We start from the raw sequence: 19,797 nt of genomic DNA on the forward strand, positions 1-19,797 counted from the left end.
GGTCCATGTGGACCGGACCCCTAATAAAGTCGTTAATTTCGATAAACGAATTAAGCTAACTCTGAGAAGTACTTAATTGTACGAACCATCTGTGATGTGTAGCTGTTCTCGTTATCATACCAAGAAACAACCTGTACCTCGTACTGATCATCAGAAACCTTAGAAACCATTGTCTGTGTAGCATCGAAGAGAGAACCAAATCTCATACCTACGATATCTGAAGAAACGATCTCATCCTCGTTGTAACCGAATGACTCGTTAGCTGCTGCCTTCATAGCTGCGTTGATACCCTCAACAGTAACGTCCTTCTTGTTTACTACTGCTGTAAGGATTGTTGTAGAACCTGTTGGTGTAGGAACACGCTGAGCAGATCCGATGAGCTTTCCGTTAAGCTCTGGGATAACAAGGCCGATAGCCTTTGCAGCACCTGTTGAGTTAGGAACGATGTTAACTGCTGCTGCACGTGAACGACGAAGATCACCCTTTCTCTGTGGGCCATCAAGTGTCATCTGATCACCTGTGTAAGCATGGATTGTTACCATGATACCAGACTGGATTGGAGCGTACTTGTTAAGTGCGTCAGCCATAGGTGCTAAGCAGTTTGTTGTACAAGAAGCTGCTGAAATGATTGTATCAGAAGCCTTAAGTGTCTCATGGTTTGTATTGTAAACGATTGTAGGAAGATCGTTTCCTGCTGGAGCAGAGATAACAACCTTTCTAGCACCTGCATTGATGTGAGCCTGTGCCTTTTCCTTTGATGTGTAGAATCCTGAACACTCAAGAACTACGTCTACCTTAAGCTCACCCCATGGGCAATTGTTTGCATCTGGGAATGCATAGATCTTGATTTCCTTACCGCAAACGATGATTGAATCGTCTGTAGATGAAACCTCATCTGCGTGCTCGTACTTTCCCTGTGATGAATCATACTTTAAAAGATGTGCTAACATCTTTGGGCTAGTTAAGTCGTTGATTGCTACTACTTCGTAACCTTCTGCACCGAACATCTGACGGAATGCAAGACGTCCGATACGGCCAAAACCGTTAATTGCTACTCTTACTGCCATTTTTAAATCCTCCTAAAGATTCTTTTAAAATATTAATTTTTGAAGTGCCTCAAAAAAGCACCCCGTATGTACTACATTTTAAACAAAACCAATTTCAAATTCAAGCCCAAAATGAAAATATTGTTAAAATTTTCTCAATCTGCTAGAATTAGCCTCAAAAGGAGGCAGAATTATGTTTTGGGACAATCATATGCACAGTAATTTTTCAGGGGATTCCAAAGCCGAACCCATTGATATGATAAATGCAGCTCGAGCAAAAAAACTTAGAGGTATCACCTTCACCGACCATATGGATTTGGATTATCCACCTAAGTATGGATTCTTCGAACTGGACCCTTACAGCTACTATGAAGCTCAGCACAAGCTTGCCCTTGAGCAGTCCGATGATAACTTCACTGTCTTAACTGGAATTGAACTTGGTATCCAGCCTCACATAGCTGATGATATATACAAAGTAGCTAAAGAAATCCCTTTTGACTTTATAATAGGAAGTACTCATCTCATTGATAAGCAGGATCCTTATTTTGATACATTCTGGGAATCAAGAGATGCCAGACAACTTCTCACCCGTTATTACGAATGTGTTTTAGAGAATATTACAGCCTTTACAGACTTCGATACTGTTGCCCATCTGGATTACGCGTTCAGATATGCAAAAGACCCTACAGTAAAAGAAGATACTCACCAGCCTTACTTTGAAATTGTTGATGAGATTCTTAATAAGATAATAAAGATGGATAAATCACTGGAAATAAATACTGGCGGTCTCAGAAAAGGCCTGGCAAATCCTAATCCTGCCCTATCCATTGTAAAACGATATCATGAGCTTGGCGGAAAAATGATAACACTTGGTGCAGATGCCCACGAACCTGCTCATGTAGCTGCAGATTTTGAAAAGCTCCCTGACATGTTAAATACCTGCGGATTCAAAGAATTTATGGTTTATAAAAACAGAAAGCCTGAAGCTTATCCTTTATAGGAAAAGCTCAGGCTTTTTCTCATATCTAAAACTATTTGTTATCTGCATCAAACTTCAAAAGTGAATTTACAAGCTCCTCGCAGATTTCCAGCTCAGTCTTATTATCTGTCTCAATAATAATGTCAGCTGCAGCCATGTATTTTTCACGACGCTTCAGCATAAGTTCCTCGATGAATTCCACATTTTTATTATTTTCAATAAGTGGTCTGTCATGGCTATCCTTAACACGCTCAAGGATTGTCTCTGGTTTTGCGGTAAGAAGAACCACACGGCCATTCTTCTTCATTTCTACAACGTTGCACTCTCGCATTGGAGTACCGCCACCGCAGGAAATAACTACGTTATGCTTTGTCTGCATCTCCTTCAAAAGATTAGTTTCAGCATTTCTAAAATGCTCCTCACCATAAACCTCAAAAATATCAGAGATGCTCATACCCTCTCTCTCTGAGATAACCTGGTCCATCTCCACCACATCCATAGCAAAGCATGTGCTAAGATAATCAGATATTGTAGTCTTTCCAGCCCCCATGAAACCAATTAGTACAATATTGTAATTAAAAAGATGTCTCGCCTGAATACGCTTAGAATTTTCAACAATGCTCTTAAATACATTCTGAACTTCCTTACCGTGACGTTTCCCCTCAAGACTGGCCTTTAACCAGTTCTCACGCTTTTCATCCTGCTCAGGCTGTAAAATCTGAAGACCATTAGCCTCCTTATAAGCCATGATTTCCTCAACAATGCTGTTTCTCATTAAAAGCGCATTTAAAATAATCTCATCATTCTGTCCTAAATGTTCACGTAACATCTTTAACTGATCCATAACAGCTTCTCCTTCACTTTAGTGCTTTAAATTGTAACACTAATATTAGCAAAAAAACAGACAGATTGAAACCCATAATTTCAATCTGTCTGTAATTATATCAGATTATATCTTAAAGAAACTCATGTCTCTCAAGAACCTTAATAATATCACGGCCCTCTTCCGTTCCCTCAATGATACGGCGAGCACGCTTAGAATCACCAATGTTGTAAATCTCAACATCAGTATCAGCGAATGCATCCTGAAGCTCATTGATGATAGGTGTGTTAGATCTCATACCAAGACATACGAAGCCATAGTCGAAGTCGATGTTCTCGATATTGCCCTCTGGAGTCTTAACGATAAACTTATCGTTGCAAACTTCCTGAAGAGCTGTATTTGTCATCTGACGAACATTGTACTTCTTCATCTTAGCTGCTGTATCACACTTAGTAATAGGATCAAGACCATTACCAATCATTGGAAGCATCTCGATGATAGTAACCTCGCAACCTCTCTCTGTAAAGAATTCCATTACATCAAGACCTACGGCACCACCACCAACTACAGCAACCTTCTTACCCTTCATATCCTCTGGGTAATCATTGATTCTCTCAATCATCTTGATAACTGTAGCTACATTAGAGTCATCCTTATCTACAAGATCCATAAGACCTGTGATTGGAGGAAGTGTAGGATTTGAACCTGTAGCATTGACGATAATATCAGGCTTTAATCCCTTAACCTGCTCTACTGTAGTGTCATTATCTGTAAAGATAAACAGATTCTTAAGCTTGCTAGCACGATTAATCATATATGTAGGGAAGTCAGCAAGTCTCTTCTTATCAGGAATCTTAGAAATCTGAACAGAAAGACCACCGAGCTCGTGCTTCTTCTCAAGAAGGAATGTAGTACATCCAACCTCAGCAGCTGTACAAGCAGCCTCAAGACCAGCAGTACCACCACCTACTACAACTACGTTGCAAGGCTTATTGATTTTTCTCTTATAATATTCGTCATTTGCATTAACTGCAGGGTTAACTGTACATCTGATTGGAATATTAAGACCAATTCTGTGGCCAGCGCAACCAACGTTACAAGAGATACACTTTCTAAGCTCGTCTTCTCTATTAAACTCTACCTTATTTACCCATGCTGGATCTGCGATAAGTCCACGACCCATACCGATGATATCTGCGTCGCCCTTCTCAAGGATTTCCTCAGCGACCTTTGGATCACGAATATTCCCCATTGTTACACATGGCTTACCATATTTTTCCTTAACAGCCTTTGCCATGTATGAACGCCATCCATCTGGAAGATAGTTAGCATCAATCTGGTACTGGATAGAACCATTAAGACCAGCTGAAACATCAAATACATCAACCTCTTCCTGGAAGTACTGGAGATAATCTAATGTATCCTCAAGAGTGTTACCACCTTCCATAAACTCCTCTGCAGAAATACGAACGAAGATTGGGAAGAATGGTCCTACCTGCTTTCTAACCTCTTCAATAACAAGCTTAGCAAAACGAGCTCTGTTCTCTGCAGAACCACCAAACTCATCAGTACGCTTATTAGTTGTAGGTGAAAGGAACTGGCTAAGAAGATATGAGTGACCTGCATGAATCTCAACGCAATCGAAGCCTGCTGTCTGAGCACGCTTTGCAGCCTCACCATACTTCTTTACGATTTCATAAATCTCTTCTTTCTCAAGTGGACGTGGAATCTCTCCGCCTGCCTTTGATGGAATGTCAGATGCAGAAACTGGCTGCATACCTGTACGAGCAGAAACAGCTGATGCACCTGCATGGTTAATCTGGATACCTACACAAGCACCGTGCTTATGCATTCTCTCAGTAAAGTACCATAAACGTGGAATGTAATTGTCGTGATCAATTCTAAGCTGGGTTGTACCATTTGAACCCTGTGGAGAAAATACGCTGGCATTCTCTACCATTAAAAGACCAGTGCCACCCTTGGCACGCTGCTCATAATAATCGATGTGCACAAAAGTCATCTCGCCATTCTGATCACCATAGTTTGTTCCCATTGGTGTCATCATAACGCGGTTCTTAAGTGTCATACGACGAATTGTAAGTGGTTCAAAAATGTGTGGATATTTGCTTTTCATAATTTAGACGCTCCTATTAAATAAACAATTATTTACGAGAGCTATTTAGAATTTAAAAAACAAAAGCGGGCATGCTTTCTTAATGAAAGTATAATCCCGCTTTAACTAATAAATCCAATACAATTTTTGCAAATCATTAATGCATTGAGTGTACTAATATAAAATCTATCATACGCTGAACCGCTGGCATTTGGTATCTGCCTTTTATATAAGCCATATAAACAGTGTGCGAAATGTACTGTTCTGCTGAAAGCTTCCTTATAATAACATCATCTCTATGAATAGAAGTAACATCTGCCACCAAAGCAATACCAAAGTTCGCTGCAACAAGGGAAGCAATACCATTTTCGTCAGGCGATTCGCAAATAAAATTAGGTTCCACATCATTATGAGTAAAGAAATCTCTTGTAAGACGACCTAAGCCTGAGTTTCTTGTGTACCCTAAAACCGGGTAATTTGCAAAGGCGCTGGCATCAATAAGTTCATACTGTTCCAGTGGATGTCCCTTTGGCATAATAACCACAAGCTCCTGTTGCATAACAGGAATAAACTTGATATTAGGCTCGTCTTTAACAAAGGAACCAAATATAATATCGTAATTTCCCGCCTTTAAACCTTCTATATTTCTAGAAGTAATGTCCTGATGGAATGTAAAGGTAACTGCCTGGTTCTTCTCTTCTAATAAGAAGGCTCTGCACATATTAGGAATAAAAGAACCTGCAAGAGGAGCCACATAAGCAAGATCAATGTGTCCTCCAGACCCAGATAACTGATGCATCTTTCTATCGCACTGATTCACTTCTCTAAGAATCTTATCTACATGCTCAAAAAAGATATCTCCTGTTTTGGTAAGAACAACATTTCTTCCAGTCTTTTCAAATAAAACAACTCCAAGTTCACTCTCCAACGAACTAATAGAACGGCTCAAAGATGGCTCAGATATATGAAGCTTCTCTGCCGCCTGATTGAAATGTTGTAGCTTAGCTGCCTCATAAAAATAGGTGAGTTGATTTAATGTCATTTTGGACTCCTTTTCATAATTCATTCATAGAAATGCACAATTTATTCACAATCAATTCGTTCTATATAGCTAATAATACCATAATCAGTACAATTATGCTATTAATTCTACGCAATATAAGTATTGGAAGTTTTTAATTAATACATTTAAAATAATATACATAGAGACTGTTAAGAATTTAACAATTTAACTAGCGGGCACTGTTAAAAAGCAAAAATTCTTAATAAACACTTTTGGAGGAAATGAAAAATGGCAGAAAGAATTACTGGCCACACCGAGCTCATCGGTCTTATGGCCTATCCAATCAGACACTCTAGCTCACCAGCTATGCACAACGAGGCTTTTGCTTATCTTGGTCTTGATTATGCATATCTCGCATTTGAGGTAGACAACAGCACACTTGAGGATGCAGTTAAGGGTATTAGAGCTCTTAAGCTTGTTGGTTCGAACGTATCAATGCCAAACAAGACTGTTGTTGGCAAGTATCTCGACAAGCTCTCTCCTGCAGCTGAGCTTTGCGGTGCTGTAAACACTATCACAAACGAGAATGGTGTTCTTACAGGTCACATCACAGATGGTATTGGTTACATGCAGTCACTTAAGGATTACGATATCGACGTAATCGGAAAGAAAATGACTATCGTTGGTTGCGGTGGTGCTGGTACAGCAATCCAGATTCAGGCAGCTCTTGATGGCGTTAAGGAATTATCTATCTTCAACATCAAGGATGCATTCTGGGATAAGGCTCAGGAAACAGTTGATAAGATCAACGACAGAACAGACTGTAAGGCAACTCTTTACGATCTTGCTGATAAGGATGCTCTTAGACGCGAAATCGCAGACAGCTACCTTCTTGCAAATGCAACTGGTATGGGTATGAAGCCTCTCGAGGGTCAGACATGGCTTCCAGATACTTCTTATCTTCGTCCAGACCTCATCGTTACAGACACTGTTTACGCTCCAGCTAAGACAAAGTTCTTAGAGATGGCTGAAGAAGTTGGATGTAAGAAGATGAACGGTCTTGGCATGATGCTCTTCCAGGGTGCTGCTGGCTTCAAGCTTTGGACAGGCCAGGATATGCCAATCGAACATATGAAGGAAGTACTTGGTATTAAGTACGAGTAAGCAAATTATTTTCATATTTAAATAATGAAAGGAAATCTCATGGGAAATAATTCAAAAGCAAAATATTATCCTGCAGCTTTAATTCTCTATTTGAACTATTTTATTCACGGAGTAGGCTGCTCAATTCTTGGACAATCAGTTATCAAAGAGGCTCTTGCTACTAGCTGGGGCGTTGAGGTAATGTCAATCACAGCTATTTCAGCTGCACTTGGTCTTGGAAGACTTATCGCTCTTCCATTCGCTGGACCTCTTTCAGACAAACTTGGTCGTCGTATTTCTGTAGTTATCGGTGGTTGCTCTTATGCAATCTACGTTATCGGTCTTGCACTTGCATTTAATGCAGGTACAAACGGTGGTTACCAGATTGCTTACATCTGCGCTATCATCGGTGGTATTGCTAACTCATTCCTTGATACTGGTATTTACCCAGCTGTTGCTGAGATCATCAGCGATGCTCCTGGTATTGCTACAATGGGTATCAAGTTCTTTATCGCAATCTCACAGATGCTTCTTCCATTCTTCCTTGGAATGACAGTTGCAACAAATGCTGCTGGCTTAGTAAGCTACAACAGACTTTTCTACATCTGTGGTATTGGATATATCATTTTAGTAGTACTTATTTTCATCCTTCCGCTTCCAGATTCAGATGCAGCTGCAGCTGAGAAGAAAGAGGGACTTATCGCAAGCTTAAAGAAGACTCACTTCTCTATCGAGTCTATTGCAATGATTCTTATCGGCTTCACATGTACAGGTACATTCCAGTTATGGCTTAACTGTGCACAGAACTACGCTAAGACAAACGTTGGTTGGGAAGATCCTTCAATCATGCAGACATTCTACTCAACAGGTACAATCCTTGCTCTTATCGTTACATCTATTCTTACACGTAAGATTAAGGACGTTCGTTTCATCGTAGTTTACCCTATCATTTGTCTTTGCACATTAATCCTTGTCCTTATGGCACCATCACAGGGCATGATGAAGTTTGCAGCATTCGCTATTGGTTGGGCTGGAGCAGGTGGACTTCTTCAGATTGCAACATCTGTATGTAACATGCTCTTCCCTAAGATTAAGGGTACTGTAACAGCACTTGTTATGATTGCTTCATCACTTTGCAACTACACAATCCTTACAGCAGCTGCTGCTATGACACCATCAGGCGTTATGGTTATGAACATTGTTCTTACAGCTATCGGTGTAGTTCTTGGTATCTTCGTAAACTTAAGATATACTAAGATGGTAGAAGCTAATTCATAAACACACTTAATAGAGGGAAATATTATGAATACTGTTAAAATTAGAAATGTAGTACTTGGCGAAGGTGTTCCAAAGATTTGTGTACCTATCGTTGGTAAGACAAAGGAAGATATCCTTGCTGCAGCTAATTCCTTCAAGGGAGTTGCTCACGATGTTGTAGAATGGCGTGTTGACTGGTTCGATGGCGTTTTCGAATTCGATAAGGTTGAGGATGTCCTTAAGGACCTTAGAGTTGCTTTAGGCGACACACCTCTTCTCTTCACTTTCAGAACTTCAAATGAAGGTGGCGAAAAGTCAATCGAGAAGGATGCATACGCTACACTTAATAAGAAGGCTGCTGCTACTGGTCTTGTTGATTTAGTAGACGTTGAGGTCTTCACAGGTGATGATATCGTTAAGGATATCGTTGCTGAGGCTCACAAGAATAACGTTAAGGTTGTTGCTTCAAATCACGATTTTGATAAGACACCTGACAAGGATGATATCGTTTCAAGACTTCGCAAGATGCAGGAGCTTGGAGCTGATGTTCCAAAGATTGCAGTTATGCCTACATGCCGTAAGGATGTTGTTACACTCCTTAGCGCAACACAGGAAATGGCTGACAATTACGCAGACCGTCCAATCATTACAATGTCAATGGCTGGCACAGGCCTTGTAAGCCGTCTTTGTGGCGAAGCTTTCGGTTCAGCACTTACTTTCGGTGCTGTTGGAAAGGCTTCTGCTCCTGGTCAGATGAATGCTTCTGATCTTTCAACAATACTTAATCTTATACATGGTTCAATGTAATCATTAAGCATTTATAGGGCAATTTGTGTAAATGCACAAATTGCCCTATTGAATTATAAGGGGACATAAATCACATGAAACGTATCTTTTTCTTTATAGATGAATATCTCGAAGAGTTTATCATGGTTGTTCTTCTCATCGGTATGAGTGTCATTATGGGCATCCAGATTTTCTGTCGCTATATCTTAGGAGCCTCGCTCTCATGGTCTGAAGAAATCACCCGTTACTTATTCATTTGGTCTGCATTTTTGAGCGTGAGTCTTTGCACAAAGAAATGCATTTCCATCAAAATTGATCAGTTTATCCGCGCTTTTAAGCCTAGAGGAAAAGCATTGTTTAAGGTATTAAACCTTACAATCGAATTTATATTTTTCGTTTATCTCATTCCATTCGCATATCGTTACCTTATTTCAACAATTGAAAGCGGTCAGGTATCTCCTGCCTGCGGAATCCCTATGTACTTTGTACAGTCTGCACCGCTAGTGTGCTTTACACTTTGCGCCATCCGAATTTTAGAAAGATGGTTCCTTGAATGGCACAATGTTATCCATCGCGAAGAATTAAAAACATGGCCTTCTCATCTCAAACAGATAGAAGAACGTGAAAAACATAAAATTGAAATGAACTCTCTCCTTGCTAAGGGGAATTTTAATAAAGAAGTACTTGAAAATACAAAATCTAAAGAAGGGAGAAAGAAGAAATGAGTGCATTAACCGTACTTATCTTATTTGCTATATGCTTAATTATCGCCATTCCTGTATCTATCTCCCTCGGAATAGTTGCAGTATTGCCTGGAGCATTTGATCCATCATTTACAGCCAGTGCAAGCTATGTTATTCGCTCAATGGTTGGTGGAATTGACAGTTTTCCACTTTTAGCTGTTCCAATGTTTGTTCTTTCCGGAATCATCATGGCTCACGGACAGATTTCAAAGAAGCTCTTTGATGTATTCTCATATTTCATCGGAAAGAAGACAGCCGGCGTACCTTGCGCAGTTATTATCACCTGCCTGTTCTACGGTGCTATTTCAGGTTCCGCTCCTGCTACTGTTGCAGCTGTTGGTTCTATGACTATCCCTCTTCTTTTAGAGATGGGCTATGATAAGAAATTTTCTACAGCAATCGTCGCTGTTGCTGGAGGACTTGGAGTTATTATCCCTCCAAGTATTCCTTTCATCATGTACGCCATGGCATCTGGCCAGTCAGTAAGTGATTTGTTTATTGCCGGAATAGTTCCAGGTCTTCTAATAAGTGCTTTGCTTATGGCCTATGCATATTTCCATTGCAAGCTTGTAGGCGAGGATAAGGAAAAGATTAACGCCGAAATCAATGCACTTCACGCTAAGGGCTTCGGCACGATCTTCAAGGAAAGCTTCTTTGCAATCCTCAGCCCTATTATTGTTTTAGGTTGTATCTATGCAGGAATCGCTTCACCAACTGAAGCAGCGGTTATTTCAGTATTCTACGCACTTATAGTCAGCCTCTTCATCTACAAGACCATCCATATCAGAGACATTTGGAATATCTTTGTAGAGGCTATGAAGACCTACGCTCCAATCCTTTTCATATTGGCAGCATCAACAGCCTTCTCAAGAGTGCTTACCCTTATGCAGGTGCCACAGACAGTCAGCGCCTACATCCTTGATAACTTTACAAACAAGATTATCTTATTGCTTGTTATCAATGTATTCCTGCTTCTGGTAGGAATGGTTATGGATACAACACCAGCAATCCTCATCCTATCTCCTATCCTTCTGCCAATCGTAACAGCAGTTGGAATGAACCCAGTTCATTTTGGTATAATGATGGTTGTTAACCTTGCTATAGGCTTCGTTACACCTCCAATCGGTGTTAACCTTTTCGTTGCAAGCTCACTTACAGATGTGCCTGTTGTTGACATAGCAGTAAAAGCAATGCCTATGATTTTTATGTTTATTATCGCTTTATTGCTGATTACTTTTATTCCTGGAATCAGCTTGGTTTTCGTTTAGGAGGATGATATGAAATTCAAACGAATTATTGCTCTATCTACTATTTTTATATCAGCCCTTTGTCTTTGCTCATGTGGCAAATCGTCGGATGTCCAGACTTACGCCTGGCCTCTTGGCACCTCCAGTCCGGAGGATACTGTCACACAGATCTACGCCGAGAAATTCGCTGAAGAAGTCTACCGACTCAGTGATGGTCAGATGGTTATTCAGGTTTACCCTAACAGCGTTTTAGGCGGCGATAGAGAGCTTTTGGAATCCTGCAAGGATGGTGATATTCCATTTGTTGTACAGAACACCGCTCCACAGGTTACATTCCTTCCTGACGTTGCAATCTTCGATATGCCATGTATGTTTGGAAATATTGATGAAGTAAGAGAAAAGGTAGATGATCCTGAGTTTATGACAGCTATATCTGCCGTTTACGAAAAGGGTGGCTATCAACTTCTTGGCTATGCCGATCAGGGCTTCAGAGTTATGACTACCAACAAGCCAGTCAAAACTATTAACGATTTCAAGGGTCAGAAAATCCGTACAATGGAAAATTCTTATCACCTAGATTTCTGGAAAGCCCTTTCAGCATCCCCTACTCCAATGACCTTCTCAGAGGTTTATATTGGATTACAGCAGGGAACAATTGATGCACAGGAAAATCCTTATGAAGTTATCGTATCCAACAGGCTTTACGAGCAACAGGATTACGTTGTGGAGACAAATCATTTGCCACATCTCATTTCCTTAATCGTAAGTGAGGAATTCATGAAGGATAAGACACCTGAGGAACAGGCAATCCTTAGAGAAGCAGCTACTACTGCTACCAAATATGCAAGAGAACAAAGCGATGCCAGAATCGCATCGAGAATTGCCACCATAGAGGAATCTGGAACTGAGGTAATTCCACTAAGTGATGAGCTTAGGAAGCAGATTCAGGAAGCTGCTGTTCCAATTTATACAAACATAAAGGAACATGTAGATTCAAATCTTTACGACATATATACAAAAGGTATTCTTAAATAACAAAAAGCAGCCACATGGCTGCTTTTTGTTTATATTGTTTTAGCTTTTGCTTTGATTCTTGTAAGAGAATTATCTATGTTCTTAGGTGTTTTCCCAAGCTTATTGGCTATCTCCTTGTAATCAAAGTCCTTCATATATAGTTCAAAAACCTGAAGCTCCATTGGCGACAGAACTGCTTTTAAACGATCAATAAGACTAAGATTCTCCTCGGCTTCGATGATGATTTCAGCAGGATCATCTGCAACGGATGAAGGCTCTTCATACTCTCCACCATCCTCATCATACAAAGAGACATAGGCATTCAACGGAGAATGCTTTTTTCGATTGCTGGCCTCGATGGCTTTAATCATCTGTCTATCGATACAAATCTGGGCAAAATGGAAAAATGTAACATCGGAACCAGTATCATAATCTCCAATTGCGCCAAAAAGACCAATCATACCTTCCTGAATGAGATCCTCATTCTCTCCACCAATCAAAAAATATTTCTTGGAAAGCTTCAAAACAAGAGGCTTATACTTTTCACAAATATAATTAACAACAGCTACATTTCCCGACTGGTAGCTCTTTACAAGTTCCTCATCAGAAAACTTAGCGTACTCTTCTCTCAGGTCCATCTTTAACCCCCGTAGGAATTATTTTGCTTTGTTGATTCTCTGTCTAACAACCTCGTATGCCAATACACCGCATGCAACTGATGCATTAAGTGAATCGATATCACCATACATTGGAATGCTGGCAACCATATCACAGTTCTTCTTAACAAGTTCAGAAACGCCATGACCCTCGTTACCAATAACAAGACCAATTGAGCCTGTAAGGTTAAGGTCATACATAGTAGTGCCGCCCATATCAGCACAGACAAACCACATGCCCTGTTCCTTAAGCTCTTCCATAGTCTTAGAAATGTTTGTTACCTTTGCTACTGGAGTATAGTTGATTGCTCCAGCAGAAGCCTTTGCAACAGTAGCTGTAAGACCTACCGCACGATGCTTTGGAATAACTACCCCATGAGCACCAGCCTGATTTGCTGTACGAATGATAGCTCCAAGATTATGTGGATCCTCAATATTATCAAGAATGATAAGGAATGGATCCTCACCCTTTTCACGAGCTGAAGCTAAAATGTCATCAAGCTCAGCATAGTCATAGCTGGCAGCATAGGCAATAACGCCCTGATGCTTGCCTGTCTCTGAAAGCTGATCCAAACGCTCCTTCTTAACAAAGCTCACAACTGTGTCCTTGCTCTTCTTAGCCTCTCTAAGGATAGTCTGAACAGGGCCATCCTTGCAGCCTTCAAGTACAAACAATCTGTCTATAGTTTTTCCAGAACGAAAAGCTTCTAATACTGCATTACGTCCTTCTACAATTCTACTTTCTTCCATATTTACTCCAATATATCTAATTCCAAACGTTCAATACCGCGATTAACCAATTCGCATATACGGTCCATATCTCCTGTAAGATACAGATATCCCATGACCGCCTCAAAGCCTGTAGCCTCAAGATAGTCCATGGTGGTGGCATTCTTAGCCTTTGTGTGTGGCTTTGAATTGCGACCTCTCCGATACCAGCCTGCCTCTTCTTCAGTAAAATCATCCATTAGAGCTGCTGCCATCTTCGCCTGTGTAGGCGCCTTAACAACGGAGCTGGTTCTCTGGTGAAGCTTATTCACCGCGGTATTACCCTTATTAACAAGGATAGAACGAATCACCACATCAAAAATAGCATCGCCTATATAGGCAAGTGTCAGTGGTGAATAGGTTCTTATATCCTTTGGTTCAATGTTAAATTTGCCGTTCAAATAGTCATTTAAACTAGATGCCATACTACTCCTTCACGAGTATCCTTAATCTCTACACCCTTTGCTAAAAGCTCATCACGGATTGCATCTGCTGTAGCAAAATCCTTTGCCTTCTTAGCTTCTGCACGACGAGCGATTGCATCGTTAATAAATGCTTCAAGCTCAGCATCAACTTTGCTGCCAGCCTCGCTAAGAGCCTTTGCGTGACCAATCAAATCAAGTGAAAGTACTCTGTCAAAGCTCTCTACAAGAGCAAGCTTTGTAGCATCATTTGTATCTGCCTTTAATGCATCATAAAGGATTGTGATAGCCATTGATGTGTTAAGGTCGTTTGAAACAGCCTCGCAGAACTTATCCTCGAACTCCTTCTTAACAACCTCATCTACTACCCCCTCAGCCTTAAGCTCTGAAACACGCTTAACCAGCTTATTGTAAGCTGTAACTGTGTTATCAAGATTCTCCCAAGAGAATACAAGTGGCTTACGATAGTGTGATTGTAAGCAGAAGAATCTGTAAACAAGTGGATCATATCCTTTTTCCTGAAGAACTGAAACTGTAAGGATAGCCCCCTTTGACTTTGACATCTTTCCTGACTGGTCATTAAGGTGATTGCTGTGGAACCAGTAATTGCACCACTTATGTCCAAGGTAAGCCTCTGACTGAGCCACCTCGTTAGTATGATGTGGGAAGATGTTATCAACACCGCCACAGTGAATATCCATATACTCACCAAGGTGCTTCATTGAAATGCAAGAGCACTCAATGTGCCATCCTGGATAACCAACACCCCAAGGGCTTTCCCACTTAAGAGCCTGATCCTCGAACTTTGACTTTGTAAACCAAAGAACAAAGTCTGTCTTGTTCTTTTTATTTGTATCCTCTTCTACATCATCACGAACTCCAACCTCGAGAGCTTCCTTTTCAACTGATGATGAGAATACATAGTAATCCTTAAGCTTGCTAGTATCAAAATAAACATTTCCACCTGCAACATATGCGTAGCCCTTTTCAAGAAGAACCTCTACCATGTGAATGAATTCTGGGATGCAGTTTGTAGCAGGCTCTACCACGTCTGGACGCTTGTTTCCTACTGCATCGAAATCCTTGAAGAATGCATCTGTGTAGAACTTTGCAATCTCCATAACTGTCTTGTGCTCACGCTTTGCACCAGCAACCATCTTATCTTCGCCAGTATCAGCATCGCTTGAAAGGTGACCTACATCTGTGATGTTCATAACACGCTTTACGTCGTAACCAGCGTACTCAAGTGACTTGATAAGTGCGTCCTGCATGATATATGTACGGATATTTCCGATGTGTGCAAAATGATAAACTGTAGGGCCGCAAGTGTACATTGCAACCTTACCTTCTTCATTAGGCTTAAAAACTTCTACATTTCTAGATGCTGTATTATAAAATTTAAAATCCATTTTCATTACTCTCCTTTATTTCTAGCGCAACCACCGCAAGTCTCGCAGCTGCGTCCGCTGTCAAATACTACATTGCTTCCATCGTAAAACTCGTAAAGCAAACAGACAGCCTGTGCGCTAATTCCCTCTTCTCTACCTGTGAAGCCAAGATGCTCCTCTGTAGTAGCTTTTATATTGACCTGATCAACATCGATGCCCAAACATCGTGCAACGTTTTCTTCCATCTGCTCAATGAATGGTCGAAGCTTAGGTCTTTGAGCGATAACAGTAGCGTCCACATTTCCTACCACGTAACCCTTGTCCATAACAAGCTCACGAACCTGTTCCAAAAGCTTCATGGAGTCAGCCCCCTTGTATTTAGGGTCTGTATCTGGAAAATGAGCGCCTATATCCTTTAATCCTGCTGCTCCGAGAACAGCATCAGCTATAGCATGTAAAAGTACATCAGCATCTGAGTGGCCTAAAAGACCGAGTGTATGGTCAATTTTCACGCCGCCTATAATGAGGTCTCTGCCCTCTACAAGCTTATGTACATCATAACCTGTACCTATCCTCATATTGCCTCCTAAAAATCATATAATAATCCTAATTTAAGAATTATAACAAAAAAGGGGCCCGTTTAACAGACCCCTTCCTTTAATTACTACTATTTTTCGGTATTTGTAACCTCTTGTTCCTTTTTCTTTTTCTTATATTTGAACAGTGGCCCTTTACCTTTTTTCCTGCGAATGAATGCAATGATAAAGATTATCACTACAATAATTAACGCATATGGGAATATATAAATCAGTGCGATTACAAAATCCTGTAGGAATGTGATAAAGCCTGAGCATGAATCCTTGGCTGCATCTACAAATCTGTTCCAGGCTGTGTCCGCTTTTACCTCTGTGAAGGTAGCCACCTCTTCTATGGTGATATCCACAGTGCTGTAGTCTACCTGATCATCGTATACACGTTTTTGAGCTGTATAGCTTTCGATTTGGTACTGAACGTCGTTGATTCTGTCTTCTATCTGAAGTAGTTCCTCAACAGTTTCAGCTTTAGCCTCCAGCTCACGAAGCCTTTCCATTTTTGTGTCTAGGCTTTTTAGTCTGGCCTGAACATCTACATACTCAGATGTGATATCCTGCACGTCCTCGTATTTTGATGTCATGGAGCCTACCGAGCCTACCGCCGTCATAAAAGCATCGTAGCTTTTAGCCGGAATACGAGCTGTGAAATGGCAGTCTCTGTTGCCATACTCCGCACTACCATACTGAGATGAGCTTTGAATATAGCCACCGTTTGATGAAATCAAGCCCTTAACAGTAGCCACGTCCTCATCAAACTTTTTGGATTCGATACCAATGTTTGAAGTGTAGACAATTTTACGACTAAGGTCGTAGCCCTCCAAATCTTCTTGACCTGATTCTGCTGGCGCTTCGACAGATTTTTCTTCAGCAATGCCGGTGTCCGCTGTAGCTGTATCAGCCCAGCCTTCTTCCGCAACATCCTTAGTATAAAAAGCGTTGCTTCCAGAACTATCATAGTCTGCCGAGCTGCCGCACCCCATAGTAGAAAGAATTAATATTGCAATCAACGCCAAAAGAATCAATCTCTTTTTCATAACCCCCTCCTATATCAATTATTTAAAGTCAAATCCTATCTGCTGTTCGTTACTCCATTCAATGTTATTATCATTGTATGTGTATTCACCAAGAATAATGCCTGTTTCAGTTACTTCCTTTACGGAAAGTGTTGTATCCATATGGCCCTTAGCCTTGATGCCATTTGAAACATCATAAAGGTCCATACTGATGCCATCATTTGCAAGGAGAACAAAGTTACCTTCATCGTTATGGATGAAATAACCTGTGTACCAGCTACCATTGCCAGACTCGTTTTTCAGCTCCTCGCCATTTACTCTTAATACAACGTAGTTTTTATCAGAGTCCTCATCCCAAGTGTTGACTGCACTGATAGTATCAAGGGTACCGTCGCCATTAAAATCTATTCTGCTATCGATACCAGCATTAGAAAGCTTGAGTACGTATGGTGCATCTGAAAGTGGTGTGTAACGATCGTTAAGTCCTTCATACTGGCTGTAAGGTACAGTAACAGAAATAGTACCTGCAGCATATGGTGCAATATCATACTGCTGGAAGATAAATGTAATACCTACATTGTCTAAATAGAACTCAGGCTGATTACCATTTGAGAAATACTCCTCAATCACTTGCTTATAGTCTATTATATCATCACTGTATAGGTTTCCTCTAGCTTCATCTGCGGAATTTGCTATTGTATCTAAAATATACTGCTTTGATGTCTGTCTGATTGTTTCTGCATCACCTAAGTCATCAAGTGTAATCTGCTTTCCAGTGGCTACATCAAAATTTACACCTGTGTAGGTTCCACCACCATGAGCTCCGCCCATAAATGTATAAGTGTTAAGAACAAAGCTTAGCACTTTGTTATCACGGCGTATAAGCTCATTTTTAATATCCTGGGAATACTTCATTGTGTCCTCTGAATCTCCCATTTCCTCATTCTGCTGTTTAGCTTGAGCATTCATATCCTCGATACCAGAGTTAAATGTCTTAACTATACCGTCAAAATACTCATCCATAGCCGCCTTAAGCTCTGGGTGTTTGTCATCCGTAACCTGAATGCACTGAACACTTCCTATGAAATAGTCATAGTCCTCTGCCTTTACAGAAGTAAATGTAATATCTGGTGCCGATGTGCTAACTGGCTCCTTATCTGATTCACTATTAGTATCTTCTGCAGGCTGTACTTGTTCTGTAGCCTGAGTGTTATCAGTCTTTATAGGCTCTGTCTTCTTTCCGCAGGCTATCATAGATGTACCTGCTACTGCACAGATTAAAAGCATAGCTATTCTTTTTTTCATTAAACGTTCCCTCCGTATTACCTAAAACTCTAAAACTATGTTTGTACCTCAGTATACACATCCTCTGTATTATATCAAGTAGTACAGTGAATTTTTAAGAATTCTTAATAATTTCCAAAAACAGGCCCCGAGCTTTTCCCGGGGCCATAAAAAGGAGGATTATAACAACAATTCGAAAATTGGAAGATTACTTGATTACTAAACGTTTTGCGCCTTCTGCGGCTAGTGCACTTCTAACTGTCTCACTTTCATCAAAGGTAATCTGTGCACAAAGCTTTGAGCCCTTCATTCTTTCAGCTGCAAATGAAAGACCATTGTTCTTTCTGTCCAGCTTTGGAGAATCAATCTGGTCTGGATCACCAAGAAGAACTACCTTTGAACCCTTGCCGGCTCTTGTGATGATTTCAAGAATCTGACCAATTGTACAGTTCTGAGCTTCATCAACGATGATAAATGAATTTACAAGAGAACGACCACGCATGTAAGCAAGTGAACAAATCTCGATAATACCTGTCTCGAACATGTCCTCTATCTGAAGCTTGACCTGTTCCTTTTCCTCATTCTGTCCCTTTAAAAGTACCTGCAAATTATCCATAAATGGAGCAATAAGAGGAGTCATTTTTTCTTCCAAATCACCTGGCAAAAATCCTAAGTCGTTATCTGAAAGTGTGTTGCTTCGGGTAATCATAATTCTGTCGTAGCCATTGTGATAATAACCCTGAAGTCCTGCCGCAAGTGAAAGAAAAGTTTTTGCTGTACCTGCGCTACCCTTTAAGATAACAAGTGGTAAATCCTCTGGATGAGCCAGCAACGCATATAAAGCAAATCTCTGTCCTACGTTTCTAGGCTGACAATATGGAGTGTAATAATCTCTGTCCTTCAATAAATGCCATCCATCCTCTTTGAAAGTGTAAAGGGCAGAATTGCTGCCATCTCTACAAATACCAAATTCATTTTCTAAGAATCCCTTGTTAAACGGGCTTTCTATATCTTCCGGTGTGATATCCCTTCGTCCTGAATAGTTTTCGTTATCAAGAATCATCTCATTGTGATAACCTTGTACCACGCAGCCACACATAGTAGCATTGATTCTCATCGAAATATCATTAGTAACTAATATCGTTTCTAAGTCTGATTGCTTAGCAATACCAAGTACACCATTTATTATTCTATTATCCGGTTTGTCTAGCGAATACTCTGCTGGAACCAGCTTCTCAAATTCAGATTCTTTGGCGATTTTAAAGGTACCACCATTCGGCATTGTAACCCCGCTCGCATAATCTCCCTCAATAGATTCGATGTTTCGAATTGACTCTCTCGCGCCATAGCCCACTTGTGCAAAGGCTGTCTTCTTGGAATCAAGTTCCTGAAGAGTTGTGGTTGTGATGATTACATTATTATCATCAAAACCAAATAATGCAGTAGGACAATGGATCAGAATGTTGGTATCAAGGACGTAATTTTTCTTCATATGGGGTCACACTCCTTACCTATTAAA

19 protein-coding genes are annotated in these 19,797 nt (G+C 40.5%); 7 read left to right on the forward strand and 12 right to left on the reverse strand.

From position 1 onward, the window contains the following. Positions 1–50: 50 nt before the first annotated feature. A complete protein-coding gene (gene gap / locus BUA88_RS03910) occupies positions 51–1,067 on the reverse strand; it encodes a type I glyceraldehyde-3-phosphate dehydrogenase (RefSeq protein ID WP_072912990.1) in 1,017 nt (338 codons plus the stop codon). A gap of 172 nt (positions 1,068–1,239) precedes the next feature. On the opposite strand from gap, the gene BUA88_RS03915 reads away from it, so the two are divergent. After that, positions 1,240–2,046: a histidinol-phosphatase HisJ family protein gene (locus BUA88_RS03915; RefSeq protein WP_072912993.1), complete on the forward strand. Its 807-nt coding sequence runs from the start codon at positions 1,240–1,242 to the stop codon at positions 2,044–2,046. Between the two features lie 31 nt (positions 2,047–2,077). On the opposite strand, the gene BUA88_RS03920 is transcribed toward BUA88_RS03915, so the two are convergent. The 3 genes from BUA88_RS03920 to BUA88_RS03930 form a co-directional block, all read right to left on the reverse strand. After that, a complete protein-coding gene (locus BUA88_RS03920; RefSeq protein WP_072912997.1) occupies positions 2,078–2,869 on the reverse strand; it encodes a shikimate kinase in 792 nt (263 codons plus the stop codon). Between the two features lie 112 nt (positions 2,870–2,981). Beyond that, positions 2,982–4,982, reverse strand: a complete 2,001-nt coding sequence (locus tag BUA88_RS03925; protein ID WP_072913000.1) for an oxidoreductase — start codon at positions 4,980–4,982, stop codon at positions 2,982–2,984. A gap of 136 nt (positions 4,983–5,118) precedes the next feature. Continuing rightward, positions 5,119–6,003: a LysR family transcriptional regulator gene (locus BUA88_RS03930; RefSeq protein WP_072913003.1), complete on the reverse strand. Its 885-nt coding sequence runs from the start codon at positions 6,001–6,003 to the stop codon at positions 5,119–5,121. A 249-nt stretch (positions 6,004–6,252) separates the two neighbouring features. Between BUA88_RS03930 and BUA88_RS03935 the strand changes: the two genes are divergently transcribed. The 6 genes from BUA88_RS03935 (at position 6,253) to BUA88_RS03960 (ending at position 12,175) form a co-directional block, all read left to right on the forward strand. Further along, the gene (locus BUA88_RS03935; protein ID WP_072913006.1) at positions 6,253–7,128 is read left to right on the forward strand and encodes a shikimate dehydrogenase; all 876 of its coding nucleotides are present in this window, start codon (positions 6,253–6,255) and stop codon (positions 7,126–7,128) included. 39 nt (positions 7,129–7,167) lie between these two features. Next, entirely contained in the window at positions 7,168–8,385 is a 1,218-nt protein-coding gene (locus tag BUA88_RS03940) for an MFS transporter (protein ID WP_072913009.1), read from the forward strand. Positions 8,386–8,409: 24 nt separating this feature from the next. After that, the gene (gene aroD, locus BUA88_RS03945; protein WP_072913012.1) at positions 8,410–9,171 is read left to right on the forward strand and encodes a type I 3-dehydroquinate dehydratase; all 762 of its coding nucleotides are present in this window, start codon (positions 8,410–8,412) and stop codon (positions 9,169–9,171) included. 74 nt (positions 9,172–9,245) lie between these two features. Further along, positions 9,246–9,875: a TRAP transporter small permease gene (locus tag BUA88_RS03950; RefSeq protein WP_072913014.1), complete on the forward strand. Its 630-nt coding sequence runs from the start codon at positions 9,246–9,248 to the stop codon at positions 9,873–9,875. Then, positions 9,872–11,161 (forward strand): TRAP transporter large permease, encoded by a 1,290-nt coding sequence (locus BUA88_RS03955; RefSeq protein WP_072913017.1) that lies wholly within the window; start codon positions 9,872–9,874, stop codon positions 11,159–11,161. The genes BUA88_RS03950 and BUA88_RS03955 overlap by 4 nt, the downstream gene beginning before the upstream one ends. A 9-nt stretch (positions 11,162–11,170) precedes the next feature. Then, the gene (locus BUA88_RS03960) at positions 11,171–12,175 is read left to right on the forward strand and encodes a TRAP transporter substrate-binding protein (RefSeq protein WP_072913019.1); all 1,005 of its coding nucleotides are present in this window, start codon (positions 11,171–11,173) and stop codon (positions 12,173–12,175) included. Between the two features lie 29 nt (positions 12,176–12,204). Here BUA88_RS03960 and BUA88_RS03965 read toward each other — a convergent pair whose 3' ends face one another. From BUA88_RS03965 to BUA88_RS04000, 8 genes are all read right to left on the reverse strand, one after another. Continuing rightward, positions 12,205–12,792 (reverse strand): sigma-70 family RNA polymerase sigma factor, encoded by a 588-nt coding sequence (locus tag BUA88_RS03965; RefSeq protein ID WP_072913021.1) that lies wholly within the window; start codon positions 12,790–12,792, stop codon positions 12,205–12,207. An 18-nt stretch (positions 12,793–12,810) separates the two neighbouring features. Further along, the gene (gene rlmB / locus BUA88_RS03970) at positions 12,811–13,560 is read right to left on the reverse strand and encodes a 23S rRNA (guanosine(2251)-2'-O)-methyltransferase RlmB (RefSeq protein ID WP_072913023.1); all 750 of its coding nucleotides are present in this window, start codon (positions 13,558–13,560) and stop codon (positions 12,811–12,813) included. 2 nt (positions 13,561–13,562) lie between these two features. Further along, positions 13,563–14,003 carry a Mini-ribonuclease 3 gene (locus tag BUA88_RS03975; RefSeq protein ID WP_072913025.1) on the reverse strand — a complete coding sequence of 147 codons (441 nt, stop codon included), beginning with the start codon at positions 14,001–14,003 and terminating at the stop codon, positions 13,563–13,565. Beyond that, positions 13,988–15,415 carry a cysteine--tRNA ligase gene (gene cysS / locus BUA88_RS03980; RefSeq protein ID WP_072913027.1) on the reverse strand — a complete coding sequence of 476 codons (1,428 nt, stop codon included), beginning with the start codon at positions 15,413–15,415 and terminating at the stop codon, positions 13,988–13,990. The genes BUA88_RS03975 and cysS overlap by 16 nt, the downstream gene beginning before the upstream one ends. Further along, a complete protein-coding gene (gene ispF, locus BUA88_RS03985) occupies positions 15,415–15,966 on the reverse strand; it encodes a 2-C-methyl-D-erythritol 2,4-cyclodiphosphate synthase (RefSeq protein WP_028246618.1) in 552 nt (183 codons plus the stop codon). The genes cysS and ispF overlap by 1 nt, the downstream gene beginning before the upstream one ends. An 89-nt stretch (positions 15,967–16,055) precedes the next feature. Next, positions 16,056–17,015, reverse strand: a complete 960-nt coding sequence (locus tag BUA88_RS03990) for a DUF4349 domain-containing protein (RefSeq protein WP_072913029.1) — start codon at positions 17,013–17,015, stop codon at positions 16,056–16,058. Positions 17,016–17,033: 18 nt separating this feature from the next. After that, positions 17,034–18,299: a DUF3298 and DUF4163 domain-containing protein gene (locus BUA88_RS03995; RefSeq protein WP_072913031.1), complete on the reverse strand. Its 1,266-nt coding sequence runs from the start codon at positions 18,297–18,299 to the stop codon at positions 17,034–17,036. A gap of 187 nt (positions 18,300–18,486) precedes the next feature. Then, a complete protein-coding gene (locus BUA88_RS04000) occupies positions 18,487–19,770 on the reverse strand; it encodes a PhoH family protein (protein ID WP_072913033.1) in 1,284 nt (427 codons plus the stop codon). Between the last annotated feature and the right edge of the window lie 27 nt (positions 19,771–19,797).

The sequence above is a fragment of the Pseudobutyrivibrio xylanivorans DSM 14809 genome (assembly GCF_900141825.1).
Lineage (GTDB): Bacteria > Bacillota > Clostridia > Lachnospirales > Lachnospiraceae > Pseudobutyrivibrio > Pseudobutyrivibrio xylanivorans.

Coding starts and splice junctions, on each gene's coding strand:
- gap (WP_072912990.1), bottom strand. CDS start 1,067: ATGGCAGTAAGAGTAGCAATTAACGGTTTTGGCCGTATCGGACGTCTT.
- BUA88_RS03915 (WP_072912993.1), top strand. CDS start 1,240: ATGTTTTGGGACAATCATATGCACAGTAATTTTTCAGGGGATTCCAAA.
- BUA88_RS03920 (WP_072912997.1), bottom strand. CDS start 2,869: ATGGATCAGTTAAAGATGTTACGTGAACATTTAGGACAGAATGATGAG.
- BUA88_RS03925 (WP_072913000.1), bottom strand. CDS start 4,982: ATGAAAAGCAAATATCCACACATTTTTGAACCACTTACAATTCGTCGT.
- BUA88_RS03930 (WP_072913003.1), bottom strand. CDS start 6,003: ATGACATTAAATCAACTCACCTATTTTTATGAGGCAGCTAAGCTACAA.
- BUA88_RS03935 (WP_072913006.1), top strand. CDS start 6,253: ATGGCAGAAAGAATTACTGGCCACACCGAGCTCATCGGTCTTATGGCC.
- BUA88_RS03940 (WP_072913009.1), top strand. CDS start 7,168: ATGGGAAATAATTCAAAAGCAAAATATTATCCTGCAGCTTTAATTCTC.
- aroD (WP_072913012.1), top strand. CDS start 8,410: ATGAATACTGTTAAAATTAGAAATGTAGTACTTGGCGAAGGTGTTCCA.
- BUA88_RS03950 (WP_072913014.1), top strand. CDS start 9,246: ATGAAACGTATCTTTTTCTTTATAGATGAATATCTCGAAGAGTTTATC.
- BUA88_RS03955 (WP_072913017.1), top strand. CDS start 9,872: ATGAGTGCATTAACCGTACTTATCTTATTTGCTATATGCTTAATTATC.
- BUA88_RS03960 (WP_072913019.1), top strand. CDS start 11,171: ATGAAATTCAAACGAATTATTGCTCTATCTACTATTTTTATATCAGCC.
- BUA88_RS03965 (WP_072913021.1), bottom strand. CDS start 12,792: ATGGACCTGAGAGAAGAGTACGCTAAGTTTTCTGATGAGGAACTTGTA.
- rlmB (WP_072913023.1), bottom strand. CDS start 13,560: ATGGAAGAAAGTAGAATTGTAGAAGGACGTAATGCAGTATTAGAAGCT.
- BUA88_RS03975 (WP_072913025.1), bottom strand. CDS start 14,003: ATGGCATCTAGTTTAAATGACTATTTGAACGGCAAATTTAACATTGAA.
- cysS (WP_072913027.1), bottom strand. CDS start 15,415: ATGAAAATGGATTTTAAATTTTATAATACAGCATCTAGAAATGTAGAA.
- ispF (WP_028246618.1), bottom strand. CDS start 15,966: ATGAGGATAGGTACAGGTTATGATGTACATAAGCTTGTAGAGGGCAGA.
- BUA88_RS03990 (WP_072913029.1), bottom strand. CDS start 17,015: ATGAAAAAGAGATTGATTCTTTTGGCGTTGATTGCAATATTAATTCTT.
- BUA88_RS03995 (WP_072913031.1), bottom strand. CDS start 18,299: ATGAAAAAAAGAATAGCTATGCTTTTAATCTGTGCAGTAGCAGGTACA.
- BUA88_RS04000 (WP_072913033.1), bottom strand. CDS start 19,770: ATGAAGAAAAATTACGTCCTTGATACCAACATTCTGATCCATTGTCCT.